The sequence below is a fragment of the Streptomyces desertarenae genome, from assembly GCF_042681365.1.
GTDB classification, from domain to species: domain Bacteria; phylum Actinomycetota; class Actinomycetes; order Streptomycetales; family Streptomycetaceae; genus Streptomyces; species Streptomyces desertarenae.
Map to the genome: position 1 here is coordinate 12,505 of NZ_JBHUFU010000028.1, position 17,345 is coordinate 29,849.

Annotated in this window: 14 protein-coding genes; 1 reads left to right on the forward strand and 13 read right to left on the reverse strand. The window is 74.0% G+C overall.

Annotation, left to right across the window (positions count from 1 at the left end; genetic code table 11):
- The first annotated feature begins 215 nt into the window (after nucleotides 1-215).
- Nucleotides 216-1,013 (forward strand): IclR family transcriptional regulator, encoded by a 798-nt coding sequence (locus tag ACFSJS_RS26845; protein ID WP_380904896.1) that lies wholly within the window; start codon nucleotides 216-218, stop codon nucleotides 1,011-1,013.
- A gap of 155 nt (nucleotides 1,014-1,168) precedes the next feature.
- Here ACFSJS_RS26845 and ACFSJS_RS26850 read toward each other — a convergent pair whose 3' ends face one another.
- The 13 genes from ACFSJS_RS26850 to ACFSJS_RS26910 all read right to left on the reverse strand — a co-directional run bounded on the left by ACFSJS_RS26850 (nucleotide 1,169) and on the right by ACFSJS_RS26910 (nucleotide 16,919).
- Nucleotides 1,169-2,590, reverse strand: a complete 1,422-nt coding sequence (locus ACFSJS_RS26850; protein ID WP_380904898.1) for an NCS2 family permease — start codon at nucleotides 2,588-2,590, stop codon at nucleotides 1,169-1,171.
- Nucleotides 2,591-2,857: 267 nt separating this feature from the next.
- Nucleotides 2,858-3,937, reverse strand: coding sequence for a pectinesterase family protein (locus ACFSJS_RS26855; protein ID WP_380904900.1), 1,080 nt, complete (start codon nucleotides 3,935-3,937; stop codon nucleotides 2,858-2,860).
- Nucleotides 3,934-5,250 carry a pectate lyase family protein gene (locus tag ACFSJS_RS26860; RefSeq protein WP_380904902.1) on the reverse strand — a complete coding sequence of 439 codons (1,317 nt, stop codon included), beginning with the start codon at nucleotides 5,248-5,250 and terminating at the stop codon, nucleotides 3,934-3,936. Before ACFSJS_RS26860 ends, ACFSJS_RS26855 begins: the two co-directional genes overlap by 4 nt.
- A 95-nt stretch (nucleotides 5,251-5,345) precedes the next feature.
- Nucleotides 5,346-6,179, reverse strand: a complete 834-nt coding sequence (locus tag ACFSJS_RS26865; RefSeq protein WP_380904904.1) for a rhamnogalacturonan acetylesterase — start codon at nucleotides 6,177-6,179, stop codon at nucleotides 5,346-5,348.
- 119 nt (nucleotides 6,180-6,298) lie between these two features.
- Complete coding sequence (locus ACFSJS_RS26870) at nucleotides 6,299-7,648, reverse strand: ABC transporter substrate-binding protein (protein WP_380904906.1); 1,350 nt, start codon at nucleotides 7,646-7,648, stop codon at nucleotides 6,299-6,301.
- Nucleotides 7,649-7,829: 181 nt separating this feature from the next.
- Nucleotides 7,830-9,392, reverse strand: a complete 1,563-nt coding sequence (locus ACFSJS_RS26875) for a glycoside hydrolase family 43 protein (RefSeq protein WP_380904908.1) — start codon at nucleotides 9,390-9,392, stop codon at nucleotides 7,830-7,832.
- Complete coding sequence (locus tag ACFSJS_RS26880) at nucleotides 9,389-10,327, reverse strand: DUF6807 domain-containing protein (protein WP_380904910.1); 939 nt, start codon at nucleotides 10,325-10,327, stop codon at nucleotides 9,389-9,391. The genes ACFSJS_RS26875 and ACFSJS_RS26880 overlap by 4 nt, the downstream gene beginning before the upstream one ends.
- On the reverse strand, nucleotides 10,324-11,544 hold the full coding sequence (locus tag ACFSJS_RS26885) for a Gfo/Idh/MocA family protein (protein ID WP_380904912.1): 1,221 nt from the start codon (nucleotides 11,542-11,544) through the stop codon (nucleotides 10,324-10,326). The genes ACFSJS_RS26880 and ACFSJS_RS26885 overlap by 4 nt, the downstream gene beginning before the upstream one ends.
- Complete coding sequence (locus ACFSJS_RS26890) at nucleotides 11,544-12,452, reverse strand: carbohydrate ABC transporter permease (protein WP_380904914.1); 909 nt, start codon at nucleotides 12,450-12,452, stop codon at nucleotides 11,544-11,546. The genes ACFSJS_RS26885 and ACFSJS_RS26890 overlap by 1 nt, the downstream gene beginning before the upstream one ends.
- Nucleotides 12,449-13,297 carry a carbohydrate ABC transporter permease gene (locus ACFSJS_RS26895; protein ID WP_380904970.1) on the reverse strand — a complete coding sequence of 283 codons (849 nt, stop codon included), beginning with the start codon at nucleotides 13,295-13,297 and terminating at the stop codon, nucleotides 12,449-12,451. The genes ACFSJS_RS26890 and ACFSJS_RS26895 overlap by 4 nt, the downstream gene beginning before the upstream one ends.
- A gap of 222 nt (nucleotides 13,298-13,519) precedes the next feature.
- Nucleotides 13,520-15,265 carry an L-arabinonate dehydratase gene (gene araD / locus ACFSJS_RS26900; protein WP_380904916.1) on the reverse strand — a complete coding sequence of 582 codons (1,746 nt, stop codon included), beginning with the start codon at nucleotides 15,263-15,265 and terminating at the stop codon, nucleotides 13,520-13,522.
- Entirely contained in the window at nucleotides 15,262-16,179 is a 918-nt protein-coding gene (locus ACFSJS_RS26905; RefSeq protein ID WP_380904918.1) for a dihydrodipicolinate synthase family protein, read from the reverse strand. Before ACFSJS_RS26905 ends, araD begins: the two co-directional genes overlap by 4 nt.
- Nucleotides 16,176-16,919, reverse strand: coding sequence for a GntR family transcriptional regulator (locus ACFSJS_RS26910; RefSeq protein WP_380904920.1), 744 nt, complete (start codon nucleotides 16,917-16,919; stop codon nucleotides 16,176-16,178). The genes ACFSJS_RS26905 and ACFSJS_RS26910 overlap by 4 nt, the downstream gene beginning before the upstream one ends.
- Nucleotides 16,920-17,345: the final 426 nt, after the last annotated feature.

The window sequence follows — 17,345 nt, forward strand, 5'->3', positions numbered from 1 at the left end:
CCACCGCTGAACTCCTCCTTCTGGGCGGCCGCCGGCCGTCTGCCGGGCCTGCGGCCGGCGGGCATGCCGACCGGGGCGCCGCGTCCGGGTGTCCGGTCGCCCGGACTCCGGGGCTGTCTCCCGGGGGACCTTGTTCGATATGCTGAACGCCGTCCCTATGTGTGAATATTCACTCGGGACTCTATGGCCGGTCGAACGGAAGGGTCAAGGTCGAGATGTCGTCTGAGCACGGGGGTGCCTCGGGCCGCAAGCCGGAGGCAGGCGGCGCGCAGGTCAAATCGGCGGTACGCACCGTGGAACTGCTGGAGTTCTTCGCCGGGCAGCCCGGCATGCACTCCCTGGCCGCCGTGCAGGAGGCCGTCGGCTACCCCAAGTCCAGCCTCTACATGCTGCTGCGCACCCTGGTGGAGCTGGGCTGGATCGAGACCGACGCCACCGGCACCCGCTACGGCATCGGCGTGCGCGCCCTGCTGGTGGGCACCTCCTACATCGACGGCGACGAGGTGGTGGCCGCCGCCCGGCCCACCCTGGACCGGCTCTCCGACGACACCACCGAGACCATCCACCTCGCCCGGCTCGACGGCACCAACGTCGTCTACCTGGCCACCCGCCAGTCCCAGCACTACCTGCGGCCCTTCACCCGGGTGGGACGGCGCCTGCCGGCCCACTCCACCTCCCTGGGCAAGGCCCTGCTGGCCACCTACGACGACGACCGGGTCCGCGCGATGCTCCCGGAGACCCTGGCACCGCTGACCGAGCACACCATCACCGACCGCGAGGAGCTCATCGCGGAACTCCACCAGGTCCGCGAGCGGGGCTACGCGGTGGACCGCGAGGAGAACACCCTGGGCCTGCGCTGCTTCGGTGTCGCCATCCCCTACCGCAGCCCCGCGCGGGACGCCATCAGCTGCTCGGTGCCCGTCGCCCGGCTGACCCCCGCCCACGAGCAGACCATCAAGGAGGCCCTGTTCGACGCCCGCGACCGGCTGACCCTGGCCACCCGGCGGCTGTAGCCGGCCCCGCCCTCCCCGCCGCAGGCCGCAGGCCGCCTCCCCCGTGCGGGGGAGGCGGTTCACCATCGCGCAGGAAGCGGGGCGGGGGCACCATCGCCGCCCACGAGAGCGGCTTCGTCTCCCCCGGCTCCGGCTGAGGCCCCCGGCCGGGGGCCTCAGCCCACGCCCAGCAGCTGCTCCAGCGGATCGATGGCGAAGTACACCACGAACAGCCCCGCCACCGCCCACATCAGCGCGGGCACCTCGCGCCGCCGCCCCACGGCCGTCTTGACCGCGGCGTAGGCCACGAACCCCGCGCCGATGCCGTTGGTGATGGAGTAGGTGAACGGCATCACCGCGATCGTCAGGAACGCCGGGATCGCGATGTCCAGGCGCGTCCAGTCCACGTGCCGCACCTGCGCCATCAGCAGGAAGCCCACCGCCACCAGCGCGGGCGCGGCGGCCTGCGCCGGGACCACCGCCGCCAGCGGCGCCAGGAAGAGGGACAGCGCGAACAGCCCGCCCGTCACCACGTTGGCCAGCCCCGTGCGCGCCCCCTCCCCGACACCGGCCGCCGACTCCAGGTAGCTGGTGCCCGACGAGGCCGAGGCCGCACCGCCCGCGACCGCCGCCAGGCCGTCGACGAACAGCAGCCGCCCCAGGTTCGGCACCCGCCCCTGCTCGTCCAGCAGCCCCGCCTCGCTGCTGACGCCGACCGCCGTGCCCATGGTGTCGAAGAAGTCGGTCAGGAACAGCGTGAAGACCAGCATCACCGCCGTGAGCGCACCGACCCGGTCGAACGCCCCGAACAGGCTGAACTCCCCCACCAGCGAGAAGTCCGGGAGCGCCACCGGGTCCGCGGGCAGCGACGGCGCGGTCAGCCCCCAGTCCCGCGGCGACAGGCCCGCGGCCGCGTCCACGGCGACGGCGACGGCCGTCATCACCACGATGCCCACCAGGATCGCGCCCCTGACGCCGCGCGCCAGCAGCCCGGCCGTCAGCAGCACCCCCAGGCAGAAGACCAGCGCCGGCCAGCCGGACAGGTCGCCGTCGTCGCCCAGCTGCACCGGCACCGAGGCGGTCTCCCCCGGCACCCGGGTGGCGAAGCCCGCGTTGACGAACCCGACGAACGCGATGAACAGGCCCACCCCCACGCTGATGGCCTGCTTCAGCGCGTGCGGGATCGCCCGCATGATCGCCTCGCGCACCCCGGTGACGACCAGCAGGCAGACCACGACCCCCGAGAGCACCACCAGACCCATCGCGTCGGGCCAGCTCATCGTGGGCGCGATCTGGTAGGCCACCAGGGCGTTGATCCCCAGCCCCGCCGCCAGCGCCAGCGGGATGTTGGCCGTCAGCCCCATCAGGACCGTCATCACCGCCGCCACCAGGGCGGTGACCGTCACCAGCTGCTCCTCCGGGAGCCGGTTGCCGAACCTGTCCTCGGCGCCGCCCAGCACGATCGGGTTCAGCACCAGGATGTAGGCCATGGTGAAGAACGTGGCGACGCCGCCCCTGACCTCCCGGCCGAGGGTGGAGCCGCGTTCGGCGATCCGGAAACGGCGCTCGACGGCCGGGGGTACGGGCGGTGCGGGCATGGCGCTCCTCGGTGCTCTCGGCTCTTCCCGGCACTCCGGCACCCGGCCGCCAAACCGGGCGCCGCGGGGCGATTGTGCCCGCGGCGGGCCCCTGCGGGGCCGGTCGGCGCGGCCGGCAGGGCGGCATGGCGGAGTCCGTCCCCCCTGCGGGGGACAGGAGCGCGGCGCGGACGGCGGCGTGCCCGTCCGGTGCGGGACCGGACGGGCACGGACCCGGCGCGGGCGCCGGCGCGCGGGAAGCGGCGCGCCGGCGCCCGCGCGCCAGGGTCAGCGCACGGCCGGACGCCAGCCGCCGAGGTAGACCGCCGGGGTGTGCCCGGCCGCCTCGGCCGCGGTGAGCTGCGGACGGGCGGCGGGGTCGGTGACGGCCGCACCGGGCCCGCGGTTGGCGTACTCCCGGAAGAAGAACCCCTGCCAGGGGTGGTGCTCGCGCATGTTCGCGTACGGCTCGGCCGCGTCGATCCCTGCCCCCAGCAGGCTGTCGCGCACCACCAGCCGGGGGCGGGCGGTCGGGTCGCTGCTGGGCACCCACGGCCGGGCCAGCTTGTAGGCGCCGGCCGGCGCGGTGGTGGTGAAGCGGCAGCGGTGGGCCAGGAAGCCGTGCCCGGTCCCGGCCGCCGTCGACGGGGCGAAGACGAACCCGTACGGCCGGAAGTCCACGTCCCGGTCCAGGGTGCGCAGCTCGCAGCCGTGCAGGACGGCGGTGGCCCGCCCGAAGACGAAGTCCACGTCGCCCTCCACGTGGCAGCGGTGGAAGAACTGCCGCGCGGTGAGCGAGACGTGCCGCGTGTCGGCGTACAGGGTGTCCTGGTGGCCGAGGAACCGGCAGCGGTCGAAGAGCGAGCGGTCGCCCGTCACCTTGACCGCCACGGCCTGGGTGCCGCCGGTGATCTCCGGGTGGTCGGCGCGCAGCCAGTCGTTGGCGAAGGTGATCCGCCGGGCGGTGAAGCCGTCGGGCCGGGCGGTGACCGTGGCGCTGCCGGAGGTGCCGTAGGTGCCCGAGCCGTCCGGCTTCGGCGTGCCCGCGGCGTTGTCGTACACGATCACGGTGTCGCGCGGGTCCCCGGTGCCGCCCAGCAGGGTCAGCCCGGTCTTGGCCTCGGGGATCTGGACCGTCTCCCGGTACACGCCCGGTGCCAGGGCGATGGTCCAGGGCGTCCCCGGGCGGTCGGGGACGGCGTCGACGGCGGCCTGCACGGTGGTGAAGTCGCCGCTGCCGTCCGGCGCGACCCTCAGGACGGGACCGGTGGGCCGGTCCGGGGCGCCCGCGTGCGCCCGGCCCGCCAGGGCCAGGGAGAGGGCGGCGCCGGCTCCGGCGAGGAGGGCGCCGCGGCGGGTGGTGCTCACTTGCGGTCCTTTCCGTCCTTGACGGCGATCTTCCCGGCTCCGGCGTGGCGGTCCACCAGGTACGGGACGGCCAGCGGGTGGTGGACGCGGGTGCGCAGGGCGGGGGTCCAGCCCGCGTCGTCGCCGAGGAGGCGGTCGGGGTTGGCGGCGTTGTGCTCGGCCAGCAGGTCGACGTGCCGGCGGTTGACCCAGTTGTTGCGCTCCGTCATGGAGGTGCCGGGGGTCCACTGGCGGATGGTGTCGGCCGGGGTCAGGCCCTCGTGGAGGGTGAAGGCGTTGTGCTCGGCGACGAGCGCGGCCTCCTTGCCGATGCCCCAGGTGTAGCCGTACTTGGCGCCCTCGTTCTGCCTGAAGTGGTTGTTGTAGGCGTCCACCTTGCCGAAGCGGACGCGCGGGGCGCGCTCGTTGACGTCCTCGAAGAGGTTGTGGTGGAAGGTGGTGCGCAGCTTGCCGCGGTCGTCGGCGGCGGCGCCGTCGCTGTTGCCCAGCAGGACGGTCTTGTCGTGCTCGGTGAAGACGTTCCAGCTCACCGTCACCAGGTCGGCGCCGCGGACGATGTCGAGCAGGCCGTCGTGCTGCTGGAAGAGCTGCCCGAAGTAGCGGGGCTGGGCGCTGTCGGGGCGGCGGCCGTCGGTGAAGGTGTTGTGGTCCAGCCAGACGTGGCGGGAGCCGTACACCACCACGTTGTCGTACTCGGAGTTCCAGGCGCCGTTCTCCCCGTCGGTGGGATCCCACTGCGGGAAGCAGTCGTAGGTGTCCTCGAAGGTGATGTTGCGGACGATGACGTTCTCCGCGCCCCGGATCTGGAGGCTGGCGCCGAGGATGGTGGCGTCGTCGCCCACGCCGATGATGGTCGTGTTGGAACCGACGCGGATCTTGACCCGCTTGTCCTGTTCGGCGGCCGAGGCGGCGCGGGCCTCCTCCAGCGGCCCCGACGGCTCGGCGTCGCCCCAGACGGCGGGGTCGTACGCCTGGAGGTACTTCTCCAGGGTGTAGCCGTCGCGCTGGTAGTCCTCGCAGGTCAGCGGGGTTCCCTGATCGTCGGCGTTGCCGTGGATCGTTCCCTTGACCTTGATGATCTTCGGGGTGTCGTCGCCGTTGCCGAGCGCCGCGACCAGCTCGGCGCGGTCGGTGACGGTGAAGACGTGGTCGGCGTCGGCGGCCGCGCCGCCGGTGGTGCCGCCCTCGGCCGCGGCCCAGCCGTCGTTCTCCGGCAGGACGGCGCGGGCCGGGTCGTTCCCGTGGCGCGGGCCGGCCTGGGCCGGGACGGTGAGGGCGGCCAGGGCGAGCGAGGCACAGCCGATCATGGTCATGACACGCGCTTGGCACACTTTTCTTTGCACTGCGGCTCCTTCGGTCGTTGCGGTGGCGGTGGTGGCGGCGGCGGTGACGGTGGCGGGCGCCGGCGTCAGGCGGCCGGCCAGGTGATCCGGCTCTCCGGGACGGCGTCGTCCAGCCGCCGGACGGCACTCGGGGGCAGCACCCGCCCCTTCAGTCCGCGGGCGGCCATGCGGGCGACCTCGATGGCGCCGCGGGGCCGGAAGTGCGTGTTGTCCTGCTTGCCGTCGGGGTGGCCCGGGTGTTCGCCGGGGGCGAGGTGGAGGAAGATCTCCAGGGTTCCCTCCGGGCCCAGCCGGTCCCAGGCGGCGAGGCTGGCGGCCTGGAGGTCGATCAGGGGGACGCCTTCGGCGGCGGCCAGGGCGCGCATCGCGGCGGGGTACTCCCCGTGGGTGGGCCTGGCGCGCCCGTCCGGGCCGAAGCGGCGCCGCTCGACGGGGGTGAGGAGGACGGGGCGGGCGCCGCGCTCGCGGGCGCCGTCGAGGTAGCGGCGCAGGTAGTCCTGGTAGGTGGTGTGGGGGTCGGTGCCGCGGGCGGGGTCGCCGGTCTTCTCGTCGTTGTGGCCGAACTGGACGAGCAGCAGGTCGCCCGGGGCGATCGCCTCCAGGATCGGGGCCAGCCGCCCCTCGTCGTGGAAGCTCTTGGAGCTGCGGCCGTTGACGGCGTGGTTGGCGACCGTCCAGCCGTGGCCGAGGAAGACCGGCAGGGCCATGCCCCAGCCGGCCTCCGGGGCGGCCGCGGCCGTCTTGGGCGCGGCGGTGGAGTCGCCGGCGATGTACACGGTGCCCCGGTGGCGGGGGCCGCCGCGGCCGGGTGCCGCGGCGGCGGATGCGGGGCCCGGGGCGGCGAGGGCGATCGGGAGCGCGGCGAGCGCCGCGGCCGCGTGGCGGCGGGATACGGACACGGGGACATACCCCCCTGGGTTCGAAGGTCGGATGCGGGGTCGTGCGGGCGGGGTCGTGCGGGCGGGGCCCGCGGCGGGGCGGACGGGTCCGCCCGCCGCGGCGCGCCGGCCCGGGGCCGTCAGCCCTTCTTCTGCTCGCTCCACTCGGCCTGCGCCTCGTTGAGCCGCTCCGCCAGGTCGTCGGCGAACTCCTTGGCCGTCATCTGGCCCAGCAGCAGCTTCTGGAAGTTGGGCTCGGTGTCGGCCTTGCTGATGCCGTTCCAGTCCGGCAGGTAGTACGGCAGCTGGACGATCGTGGTCTTCGGGTCGTCGAGGGACTCCATGGCCGCCCTGGTGGGCTCGGCCTGGGTGATCCACTGGTCGTCCGCGGCGTCGGTGTGGGCGGGGATGGCTCCGGCCGACTCGTTCCAGAGGCTGTTCATCTCGGCCGAGGCGGCGAACTCGATGAACTTCCAGGCCGCCGCCTTGTTCTTGCTGGACTTGAACAGCCCCAGGCCGTCGACCGGGTTGGAGACCAGGGTCCGCGGACCGCCCTCGGAGGACGGCGGCATCGGCAGCCCGTCGACGCCGTCCTCGCCGAACGCCTTCACGTGGTCGGTGTAGGAGCCCAGGTTGTGCTGGAGCATGCCGACCTCGCCGCCGGTGAAGGTGGCGACCATCTTGGTGAAGTCGTTGTTGAGGTCGGCCTTGGGCGTGGCCTTGTCGTACAGGGCGACGTACTTCTCCAGCGCCTCGACGTTCTCCGGGGCGTTGACGGTGGTCTTGTCGCCCTCCCAGAAGCTGTCGATCCCGGACTGGGCGTACATCATCTCCAGCGCCTGGGCGATGGAGCCCGCGCCGCCGCGGATGGTGAAGCCGAAGCGGTTCTTCCCCTTGTCGGTCAGCTCCTCGGCGGCCTTGTAGAAGTTCTCCCAGGAGGTGGGGGGCTCCAGGCCGGCCTCGTCGAACAGCTTGGTGCGGTACCACAGCACGCCCTGGTTGGCGGAGGTGGGGACGGTGAACAGCTCCTCCTCGCCGCCGGCGGCGCGGACGCTGTCGACCATGCCCTTGACGAGTTTGCCCTTCAGCGGGCTGTCCTCGATCCGGTCGGTGACCGGGTCCAGCGCGCCCTGGGCGACCATGTTGGCGAGGTAGGCGGTGCCGACCATGCCGACGTCCGGCAGGCTGTCGCCGCCGCCCTGGATGGCGGTGTCGTACTTGGACTGCACGTCGGCGATGGGGATGCCGACGTACTCGACGTCGATGTCCGGGTTCTCCTTCTCGAACTCGGCGATGATCTTCTTCCAGACCTCGGTGCGCACACCGCCGTTGTTGTCCCAGAAGACGATCTCGCCCTTGCCGTCGCCCTCGCTGCCGGCCTCGGTGCCCGCGCCGCCGCCGCAGGCGGTGGCGGTGAGGGCGAGGGACGCGCTGACGCCCAGGGCCAGCAGGGTGCGGACCCGGGTTCTGCGGCTGGTGTGTGTGCTCATCGTCGGCTCATTTCTCGGTCGTGCGTTTCCGCGGGGGTGTACGGGGGTGTACGGGGGTGTGCGTCGTGCCGTGTGCGTCGTGTGCCGTGCCGTGCGCGCCGGGCGGCGGGGCCCGGCGCGCGGGAGGCGCGGTGCCGGGGGCGGGCGGTCGGGGGGTGCGGGGTCGGGGAGTGCGGGCGGGTCAGGTGATGCGGAACCGGGTGAACTCCGCCGTTCCGGCCGGTCCGCCGCCTTCGGGGGCGGCGGCGAACAGGCCCAGCTGGGCCCCGACCCATCGCCAGGGGGTGGCGGCGAAGGGCAGTCCGGAGGGGCGGAAGCCGGTCTCCCCGGGCAGGTGCGCCGAGAAGTGGCAGCGTGCGCCGGGGAGGACCGCCACCCGCAGCCGCGCCCGTCCCTGCGGCGCGGGCCGGGAGTGGGCGGCGTCCCGCTCGTGCTCGGCGGCGGACTCGGCGAAGCGGTGCACCAGGTGGACCGCCCCGTCGGCGTCCCGCTCCAGGCCGATCCAGGCGAACGCGTCGCCCAGGACGGCCAGTCCGGCCCTGGCGCCGGGCTCGGCGCCGTCCAGCCGCAGCTCCACCTCGGCCGTGCACGGCCTGCCCGGCAGCCGCTGGACCAGGACGTTGGGCAGTCTGCGCAGGTCGTGGACGTCGGGGCTGCGGCGGCAGACCGGCCGCAGCCCGTCGCCGGAGTGCGCCACGGTCCACCCGGGGCCGGGGTTGGCGGTCCAGGACCACTGGAGGCCGAAGCGCCCGCCGGGGAAGTCGTCGTCGGTGGCGGGCGAGACCGGGCGCTCGGCGGGGTGCGCCGGCACCGGCCGGGTGTGGACGGCGACGGGTTCGCCGCCGTCGCCGATCACCGGCCAGCCGTCGCCGTCCCAGCGCATCGGCTGCAGGTGCACCACCCGCCCGTACGGGCCGCGCTGCTGGAAGTGCAGGAACCAGTCGCCGCCGTCGGCCGCCCGCACCCACGCGCCCTGGTGGGGGCCGTTGACGTCGGTGCGGCCCTGGGCGAGGACGACGCGCTCCTCGTAGGGGCCGAAGAGGTCCCGGGAGCGGAAGGCCCCCTGCCAGCCGGTCTCCACTCCCCCGGCGGGGGCGAGGATCCAGTACCAGCCGTCGTGCCGGTAGAGCTTGGGCCCCTCCAGGGTGAACCAGCCGGGCAGCGCGTCGCCGTCCACGACCGTGCGGCCGGCGTCGAGGAGTTCGCGGCCGTCGGGGCTCATCCGGTGGCCGGTCAGCCGGTTCTTGACCCCCGAGCGGGACTTCGCCCAGGCGTGCACCAGCCAGGCGCGGCCGTCGTCGTCCCACAGCGGGCACGGGTCGATCAGCCCACGGCCCGCCTTCAGCAGGTGCGGCCTGCTCCACGGACCGCGGACGTCCTCGGCGTTGACCTGGTAGATGCCGTGGTCGGGATCGCCCCAGAAGATCCAGAACCGGCCCGCGTGGTGGCGGATGGCCGGCGCCCACACCCCGCAGTCGTGGCGCGGGACGGTGAACGCCTGCTCCGGCTCCAGCCGCTCCAGGGCGTGGCCGATGATCCGCCAGTTCACCAGGTCCCGGGAGTGCAGGATCGGCAGGCCGGGGGCCCGGCCGAAGCTGGAGGCGGTCAGGTAGTAGTCGTCGCCGACGCGGACGGCGTCGGGGTCGGACCAGTCGGCGTCCAGCACCGGGTTGCGGTAGGTCGTCGGGGCGAGGTCCCCGGGCCGGGCCGCCGGGGCCGTCCGGGTCCTCGGCAGGGCCGTCATGCGGGGGCCTCCTCTGGTGCGGGCGGGGTGAGCCGGGCGAGCCGGCCGGCGGTCCGGGCGGCGGCGTCCCGGTCCAGCCGGCCGTCGGCGACGGCGGTGACCACGCGCCGGACGACCGGCTGCCCGGGCGGCAGCGGCAGCCTGCGCTCCCAGGCCAGGGCGGAGCCCACCCCCGGGTACTCGGCGGCCCGCACGAACCACGGGTCGCGGCGGGTCCGCGCGGTCCCTCCGGCGAAGACCAGCGTCCAGGCGTCGGACGCCATCGCCAGCCACGGTGCGGCCGACCCGTGCACCGCCTCCTCGCCCTCGGCGTCCGCGGTGAACACCTCGGGCGGGCGGGGGCCGATCGGCGGCCGCCAGAAGAAGCCGCCGTACCCGGCGCCGGGGCGGCCGTTGGTGGCCGGGCTGCCCACCGACAGCTCCTCGTCGCAGGTGTTGGTCAGTTCGGTGGTCAGGTCCAGCGCCCAGCAGGTCCCGTCCAGTTCCCGGGCGGCCACGGTGCGGCGCTCGGCCAGCAGCGTCCGCCCGTCGCGCAGCCAGGCGATCTCCTCGGTGAAGCCGTCCTCGGCCAGCCGCGACCACCGCAGGTGGCGCTGGACGCCGTGGTTGTCCAGCTCGGTGGGGCCCCGGCCGCGGACGAAGGTGCGGCCGCCCCAGAAGTTGGTGCCGGAGACGTCGGGGACGGCCACGCTCACCCCGAGGTGGTGGACGTGGTCGGCGGGCCGCAGTTCGGTGACGGGGGTGCCGCCCAGGGTGCGGACGGGGTGGAGGTAGGGGCGGGGGGACTCGCGGGCCGGCAGGTCCGGCCGGTGCTCGTAGCGGGCCACGGGGCGTCCGCCGCAGGTGAGCACGGCGGCGCCGGCGGCCTCGGCGTCCCGGTCCGCGCCCGCGGGCCGGGTGCCGTGCGCGGCGGGTCCCGTGCGCTGTCCGGTCATCGTCCGCTCCCTTCCCCGGCGGTCGCGGCGGTCGCGGCCCAGCCGGCCTGCCCGGCCGTCTCCGGGAGGGCTGCCAGCTCCGAGTAGAGGGCCAGCCGTCCGGCCCCCTCGGCGACCAGCGCGTCGATCCCCGGCACGACCCGCCGCGCCGAGCCGCCGGCCGCGCCGGGCTCGGTGCGCCAGGCGTCCGGCGGCAGGGGCCTGGGCTCGGGGGCGGTGCGGACGGCCTCCACCAGCCGCATGAAGGCGCCGGTGCGCTCGGGCGGCACCAGCAGCTCCGTGCCTCCGGCCAGGTGGTCCAGGAGGTTGTGCAGCAGGTCGGTGCGGGCGTGCTCGGTGGTCTCGGGCTCCCGTCCGCGGCGCTCCAGCCGCACCCGGTCCTCCTTGTACCAGAAGGTGATGCGGCCCTCGGTGCCGTGGACGACGACGTACGGCTCGCCGGGCCTCTCGGCGCAGAGGGTGACGGCCGCGGTGATCTCGCCGCGGGTGCCGTCGCCGCGCACGGTGCGGATGCGGGCGCAGGAGGTGTCGTCGGACTCGATGTCGTTGGCGCGGTACAGCTCCAGCTCGATGCCGGCGACGTCCTCGGCGCGGTCGCCGCCGTCGATGCGCAGCGCGGTGGCCACCGCGTGGGCCAGGGGGTTGGTCAGGACGCCGTCCACCACGTCCCGGCCGTCCAGGCGGCGCCGCCCGGCCCAGGGGGCGCGGGACCAGTAGGCGCGGTCGCGGGTCCAGGCCCCGGCCGCGCCGATGCCCCGCACGGTGCCGATCGCACCGTCGGCGACCAGGTCGCGGATGGCGGTGACGGCGTGCGAGCCCAGCGACTGGAAGCCGATCTGGCAGGCGACCCCGGCGGCCCGCACCCCGTCGGCCATCCGCTCGAACTCGGCGTACGAGGGTGCCGGGGGCTTCTCCAGCAGCACGTGCACGCCCCGCTCGGCGGCGGTGAGCGCCAGGTCGGCGTGGGTGTGGATCGGGGTGCAGATCACCGCGACCCGCGCGCCGGTGCGCTCCAGCAGGGCGGCGAGGTCGGTGGACTGCTCGGGGTCGCCCAGGCCGTCCAGCTCCCCGTCGGTGAGGGGGGCCAGTTCGCAGACGCCCGCCAGGCGGACCCTGCCCTCCTCGGCGAGGCGGCGGATGTTGGCCAGGTGCCAGCGGCCGTGGCCGCGGGCGCCGGCCAGGACGACGGGCAGGGGGCGGGGTGCGGAGGAGGTCATCAGCCCTTCACCGCCCCCGCGCTGAAGCCGGTGATCAGCCACTTCTGGATGAAGGCGAAGATGATCACGACGGGCACGGCCGCCACCACGCCGCCCGCGGCCAGCGCGCCCAGGTCCACGCTGTCGGCGCCGATGAGGGTGTTGAGGCCCACCGGGATGGTCTGCTTGTCCTGGGAGGAGAGGAACATCAGGGCGAACAGGAAGTGGTTCCAGCTGTGCACGAAGGCGAAGGAGCCCACCGCGATCAGCCCGGGCCGCAGCATCGGCAGCACGATGGCGAGGAAGGCGCGCATCCGGGAGCAGCCGTCCACCCAGGCGGCCTCCTCCAGCGACTCGGGGACGTTCCGGATGAAGCCGCTGATGAGGATCATCGACAGCGGGAGCTGGAAGACCGTCTCCGCGATGATCACGCTCCACATGGAGTTGATGAGCTGGAGGCTGCGGAAGGTCTCGAAGAGCGGGACGAGCATCAGCGCGCCGGGGATGAACTGCGAGCACAGCAGCGCCAGCATGAAGGCGCTCTTCAGCCGGAACCGGAAGCGGGCCAGGGCGTAGCCGCCGGCCAGCGCCACGACCATGGTCATCAGCATCGAGGCGATGCCGACCTGGGTGCTGTTGAGGAAGTAGGTGCCGAAGTTCCGCTCGTTCCACACCTTCTCGAAGTGCTCGGTGGTGACCGGCCAGGGCACCAGCGAGGTCGAGCCGGCCGGGCGCACCGCGAACAGCAGCATCCAGTAGAAGGGGATCAGCGTGAACAGCAGGTAGATCCCCAGGGGGAGGTAGAGCTGCCAGCGCGGCGGCCCGTCGTCGAGCCGGCGGCGCCGGGCCGGCCCCCGTGCCGGGGGCGGGGTGGTGCCGTCGGCCGGTGCGGGCGCGTGGGCGCCCTTCTCTGCGAGTGCGGCGGTCACTTGTCGCCTCCGAACTTGCTCAGGCGCAGGTAGAGGATCGAGCAGAAGAGCAGGATCACGAAGGCCACGGTGGTCAGCGCGGAGGCGTAGCCGAAGTCGTGGCCGTCGATCCCGGTGTTGGCGACGTAGAGCGGAAGCGTGGTGGTCACGCCCGCCGGGCCGCCGCCGGTGAGGGTGTAGAGCAGGTCGACGTTGTTGAACTCCCACACCGCGCGCAGCAGCGTGGAGAGGATGATCGCGTCCTTCAGGTGCGGCAGGGTGATGTGCCAGAACTGCCGGAAGCGGCTGGCGCCGTCCACCGAGGCCGCCTCGTACAGGTCCTTGGAGACGGACTGGAGGTCGGCGAGGATGAGGATCGCGAAGAAGGGGACGCCGCGCCAGAGTTCGGCCAGGACGGCGGCCCAGAAGACGGTCCCGGTGTCGGACAGGACCGAGGTGCCGTACTCCCCGATGCCGGCGTCCGCCAGGTAGCGGCTCAGGCCGGTGGAGGGGTTGTACAGCAGGATCCAGATGGTGGTGGTGAGCACCCCGGAGACGGCCCAGGGCGAGAAGACCAGGGCGCGGGCGATGCCGCGGCCGAGGAACGTCTGGTTGACGATCAGGGCGAGCGCCAGCCCGAAGACGAGCTGGAGGGAGACCTCCACCACGACCCACTTGGCGCTGAAGGCGAGCGTCTGCCAGAACAGGGGGTCCTCGAAGAAGATCTCCCGGAAGTTGTCCAGACCCGCGTAGCCGTTCCGCCAGGGCTTGGTGACGTTGTAGTGCTGGAGGCTGTAGTACAGGACGCTGAGCATCGGGTAGGCGATGAAGCCCAGCATCAGCAGCGCGGCGGGCGCGATCAGCATGTACGGCAGGCTGCGCTTTCCGGCCCCGCCGGGTTTCCCCTGCCTGCTGGGGGTGCCCGGCTGGGCGCGCTTCTTCGGCACGGCGGTGAGGGCCATTGCCGGTGCTCCGTTCTGTCGTCGTTCAGTCGTCGAATGACTGTCGAACGTCGTTCGAGGTCTCGGCTGGTGGTGGACGGCGGTGCGGTGCTGCGGGGCGGCCCGGGTGCGGCGGGCGCGCCCCGGTCATCCCGCGTACGGTTCGGGGACCTCTCCGGGCCGGGCGAGGAAGGCGAAGTCGCAGCCGGTGTCGGCCTGGGTGATGTGCTCCTCGTACAGGGCCCCGTAGCCGCGCCCGTAGCGGGCCTGCGGGGGCTGCCAGGCGGCGCGGCGGCGTTCCAGTTCGGCGTCGTCGACCTCCAGGCGCAGGGTGCGCGCGGCGACGTCGAGGGTGATCAGGTCGCCGGTCCGCACCAGTGCCAGCGGCCCGCCGACGTGCGACTCGGGGGCGATGTGCAGCACGCAGGCGCCGTAGCTGGTGCCGCTCATCCGGGCGTCGGAGAGGCGGACCATGTCGCGCACGCCCTGCCGCAGCAGGTGGTCGGGCAGGGGCAGCATCCCGTACTCGGGCATGCCCGGCCCGCCCAGCGGTCCCGAGCCGCGCAGCACCAGCACGCTCTCGGCGGTGATGTTCAGCGCCGGGTCGTTGATGGTGGCCTGCAGGGTGCGGTAGTCGTCGAAGACGACCGCGGGGCCGGTGTGCTTGAGCAGGTGCGGCTCGGCGGCGATGTGCTTGATGACGGCGCCGTCGGGGGCGAGGTTGCCGCGCAGGACGGCGATGCCGCCCTCCTGGGCCAGGGGGTTGTCGGTGGAGCGGATGACGTCGTCGTCGTGGACGAGGGCGCCGGCGATCTGCTCGCGCAGCGTGTCGTGGGCGACGGTGGGGCGGTCGAGGTGGAGGTGGTCGCGCAGCCGGGAGAGGAACCCGGGCATCCCTCCGGCGTAGTGGAAGTCCTCCATCAGGTACTTCCCGCCGGGGCGGAGGTTGGCCAGCACCGGTGTGGTGCGGGCGATGCGGTCGAAGTCGTCCAGGGTGAGGCCGATCCCGGAGCGGCCCGCCATGGCGATGAGGTGGATGACGGCGTTGGTCGAGCCGCCCAGCGCGCAGACGGCGGCGACGGCGTCCTCGTAGGCCTCGCGGGTCAGGACGGTGGAGAGCCTGCGGTCCTCCCACACCATCTCCACGATCCGCCGGCCGGCCGCGGCGGCCATCCGGGAGTGGCCGGAGTCGACGGCGGGGATCGAGGAGGCGCCGGGCATGGTGACGCCCAGGACCTCGGCGGCACCGGTCATGGTGGAGGCGGTGCCCATGGTCATGCAGTGGCCGGGCGAGCGGGCCAGGCCGCACTCCAGTTCGGCCATCTCGCAGTCGCCGATGAGCCCGGCGCGCTTGTCGTCCCAGTACTTCCACATGTCGGTGCCCGAGCCGAGGGTCTCGCCGCGCCAGTGGCCGCGCAGCATCGGCCCGGCGGGCACGAAGACGGTGGGCAGGTCGGCGCTGGCCGCGCCCATCAGCAGGGCGGGGGTGGTCTTGTCGCAGCCGCCCATCAGCACCGCGCCGTCGACCGGGTAGGAGCGCAGCAGCTCCTCGGTCTCCAGGGAGAGCAGGTTGCGGTAGAGCATGGGGGTCGGCTTCTGGAAGGTCTCCGAGAGGGTGGAGACGGGGAACTCCAGGGGGAACCCGCCGGCCTGCCACACCCCGCGCTTGACGGCCTCGGCGCGCTCGCGCAGGTGCTGGTGGCAGGGGTTGATGTCGGACCAGGTGTTGAGGATGGCGACGACCGGCTTGCCCAGGTGCTCCTCGGGGAGGTAGCCGAGCTGGCGGGTGCGGGCGCGGTGGCTGAAGGAGCGCAGTCCGTCGGTGCCGTACCACTGGTGGCTGCGCAGCTCCTCGGGGGCCCTGCGGGGCCCGCGGCCTCGGGTGTCCGTCACGACTGCCCCCATTCCTTGACGATCGCGGCGACCTTCTCGCGCAGTTCCCCGGGCAGCTCCCGGCTCGGCGGGCGGACGTCGCGGCGGCACAGCCCGAGGTGGGCCAGGGCCTCCTTGACGACCGAGACGTTGTTGGCCGACTGCCGTTCGGCGCGCAGGTCCTCGAAGACGCGGATCCGCTCCCACACCCCCATGGCGGCGGCGTAGTCGCCGGCGCGCAGGGCGCGGAGCATCTCCAGGGAGACCTGCGGTGCCACGTTGACCAGGCCGGAGGTGAAGCCGGTGGCGCCGCAGGCGAAGTAGGCGGGTGCGTACAGCTCGGCGAGTCCGGCCACCCACACGAAGCGGTCCGCCCCGGCGTCGCGGGCGACGGCGGCGAAGCGGGCGGCGTCGGGGACGGCGTACTTGACGCCGATGACGTTGGGGCACTCCTCGCCGAGCCGGGCCAGCGCCTCGCCGTCGATGAGGGGGTTGCGCAGGTAGGGCACGACGCCCAGGTCGGGGACGGCCTCGGCGACGGCGCGGTGGTAGTCGATCCAGCCGGCCTGGGAGACGTAGGGGTTGACGGGCTGGTGGACCATCACCATCCCCGCCCCGGCGTCGCGCGCCTGCCGGGCGGCGTCGGCCGCGCCGGCCGGGTCGTGGCCGACGCCGACGACGATCTCGGCCTCCCCGCCGGCGTCCGCGACCTCGGCGGCGGTCAGCTCGACCTCCAGCCGCCGCTCCTGGGGGGTGAGGGAGTAGAACTCGCTGGTGTTGCCGTTGGGGGTGACGGTGCGGATCCCGGCGTCCAGCAGCCGGCGGAGGAGGGCCCGGTAGGCGTCGGCGTCCAGCCGGCCCCGCTCGTCGAACGGGGTGACGGGGATGGCCACGACGTCGGCGAGGGCCGCCCGCCTGCGGGAGAAGTCCGTCATCGCAGGACCTGCCCTTCCTGGTCGGCGCCGGTCTTCGCGGCGGTGTGTCCGGTGGTGGCGGCGGTGCCCGCCGGCTCGGGGACGGCGTCCGCGGCGGCCGGGAAGGCCCGGTGCACGAACCCCTCGATGTGTCCGTGGAGCAGCCGCGCCGCGCCGTCGGCGTCGCCGTCCAGCGCGCGGGCGAGGATCTCGCGGTGCTCGGCGGCCTCGTGCTCCCAGGAGGGCACCGCCTCCCAGGCGACGGTGGAGACCAGTGCGGCCTGGTCGCGCAGGTCGTCGAGCATCCGTGCCAGCAGCGGGTTGCCGCACGGCAGGTACAGGGCGCGGTGGAAGTCCCGGTTGGCCAGCGAGCGGTCGGCCCGGTCGGTGGCGGCGTCGGCCCGCTCCAGGGCCGCGCGGGCCCCGGCCAGGTCCGCACCGCCGGCGACGGTGCGGCGCAGCGCCTCCGGCTCCAGCAGCAGGCGCACGTCGTAGACGGAGCGGGCCATGGCGGCGTCCACGGTGCGCACGGTGGCGCCCTTGTACTCGCTCATCACCACCAGCCCGCGGCCCGCGAGGGTCTTCAGCGCCTCGCGGACCGGGGTCTTGGACACGCCGAACCGCGCGGCCAGCTCGTTCTCCACCAGCGGCTGCCCGGGCGGCAGCTGGCCGGTGAGGATGGCGTGGGTCAGGTGCTCCATGACGTACTGCGTCCTGGAGGGGACGGGTACCGGTGGGGGACCGGTCAGGGGGGCTCTCATGCAGGCGGCTCTCAGGTCGGCTCCGGCATCGGGCACGCGGAAGGACGGGGTGCGGGCACCGTGCGGGACGCGCGCCGGGCGCGCGGAAGGACGGTGCACGCACCGGTGCGGTCGTACACGGCGTCTCGTATATGACGTATCAGGTATGGCGTACGAGTCGCGGTGGGGAAGAAAGTAGGTCCGCCTCCAGGCCCCGTCAACGGTTGCGGCAGAACTTTCGGCACTGATTTGGAAAGCGCTTACCGTGTGCGACGGGCGGCACGTCGGCCGTCACGCGACGCTCGGGCGGAAAACGGCCGCGCCGCCCGCCCCGGCACCGTGCGGAACGGGCACCGGGGCGGGCGGCGCGGCCGGACGGGGGTCAGCCGAGCCGGGAGAGCGCGGTGCGGACGGCCGCCAGGTCGGCGTCGCCGGCCAGCCCGGCGT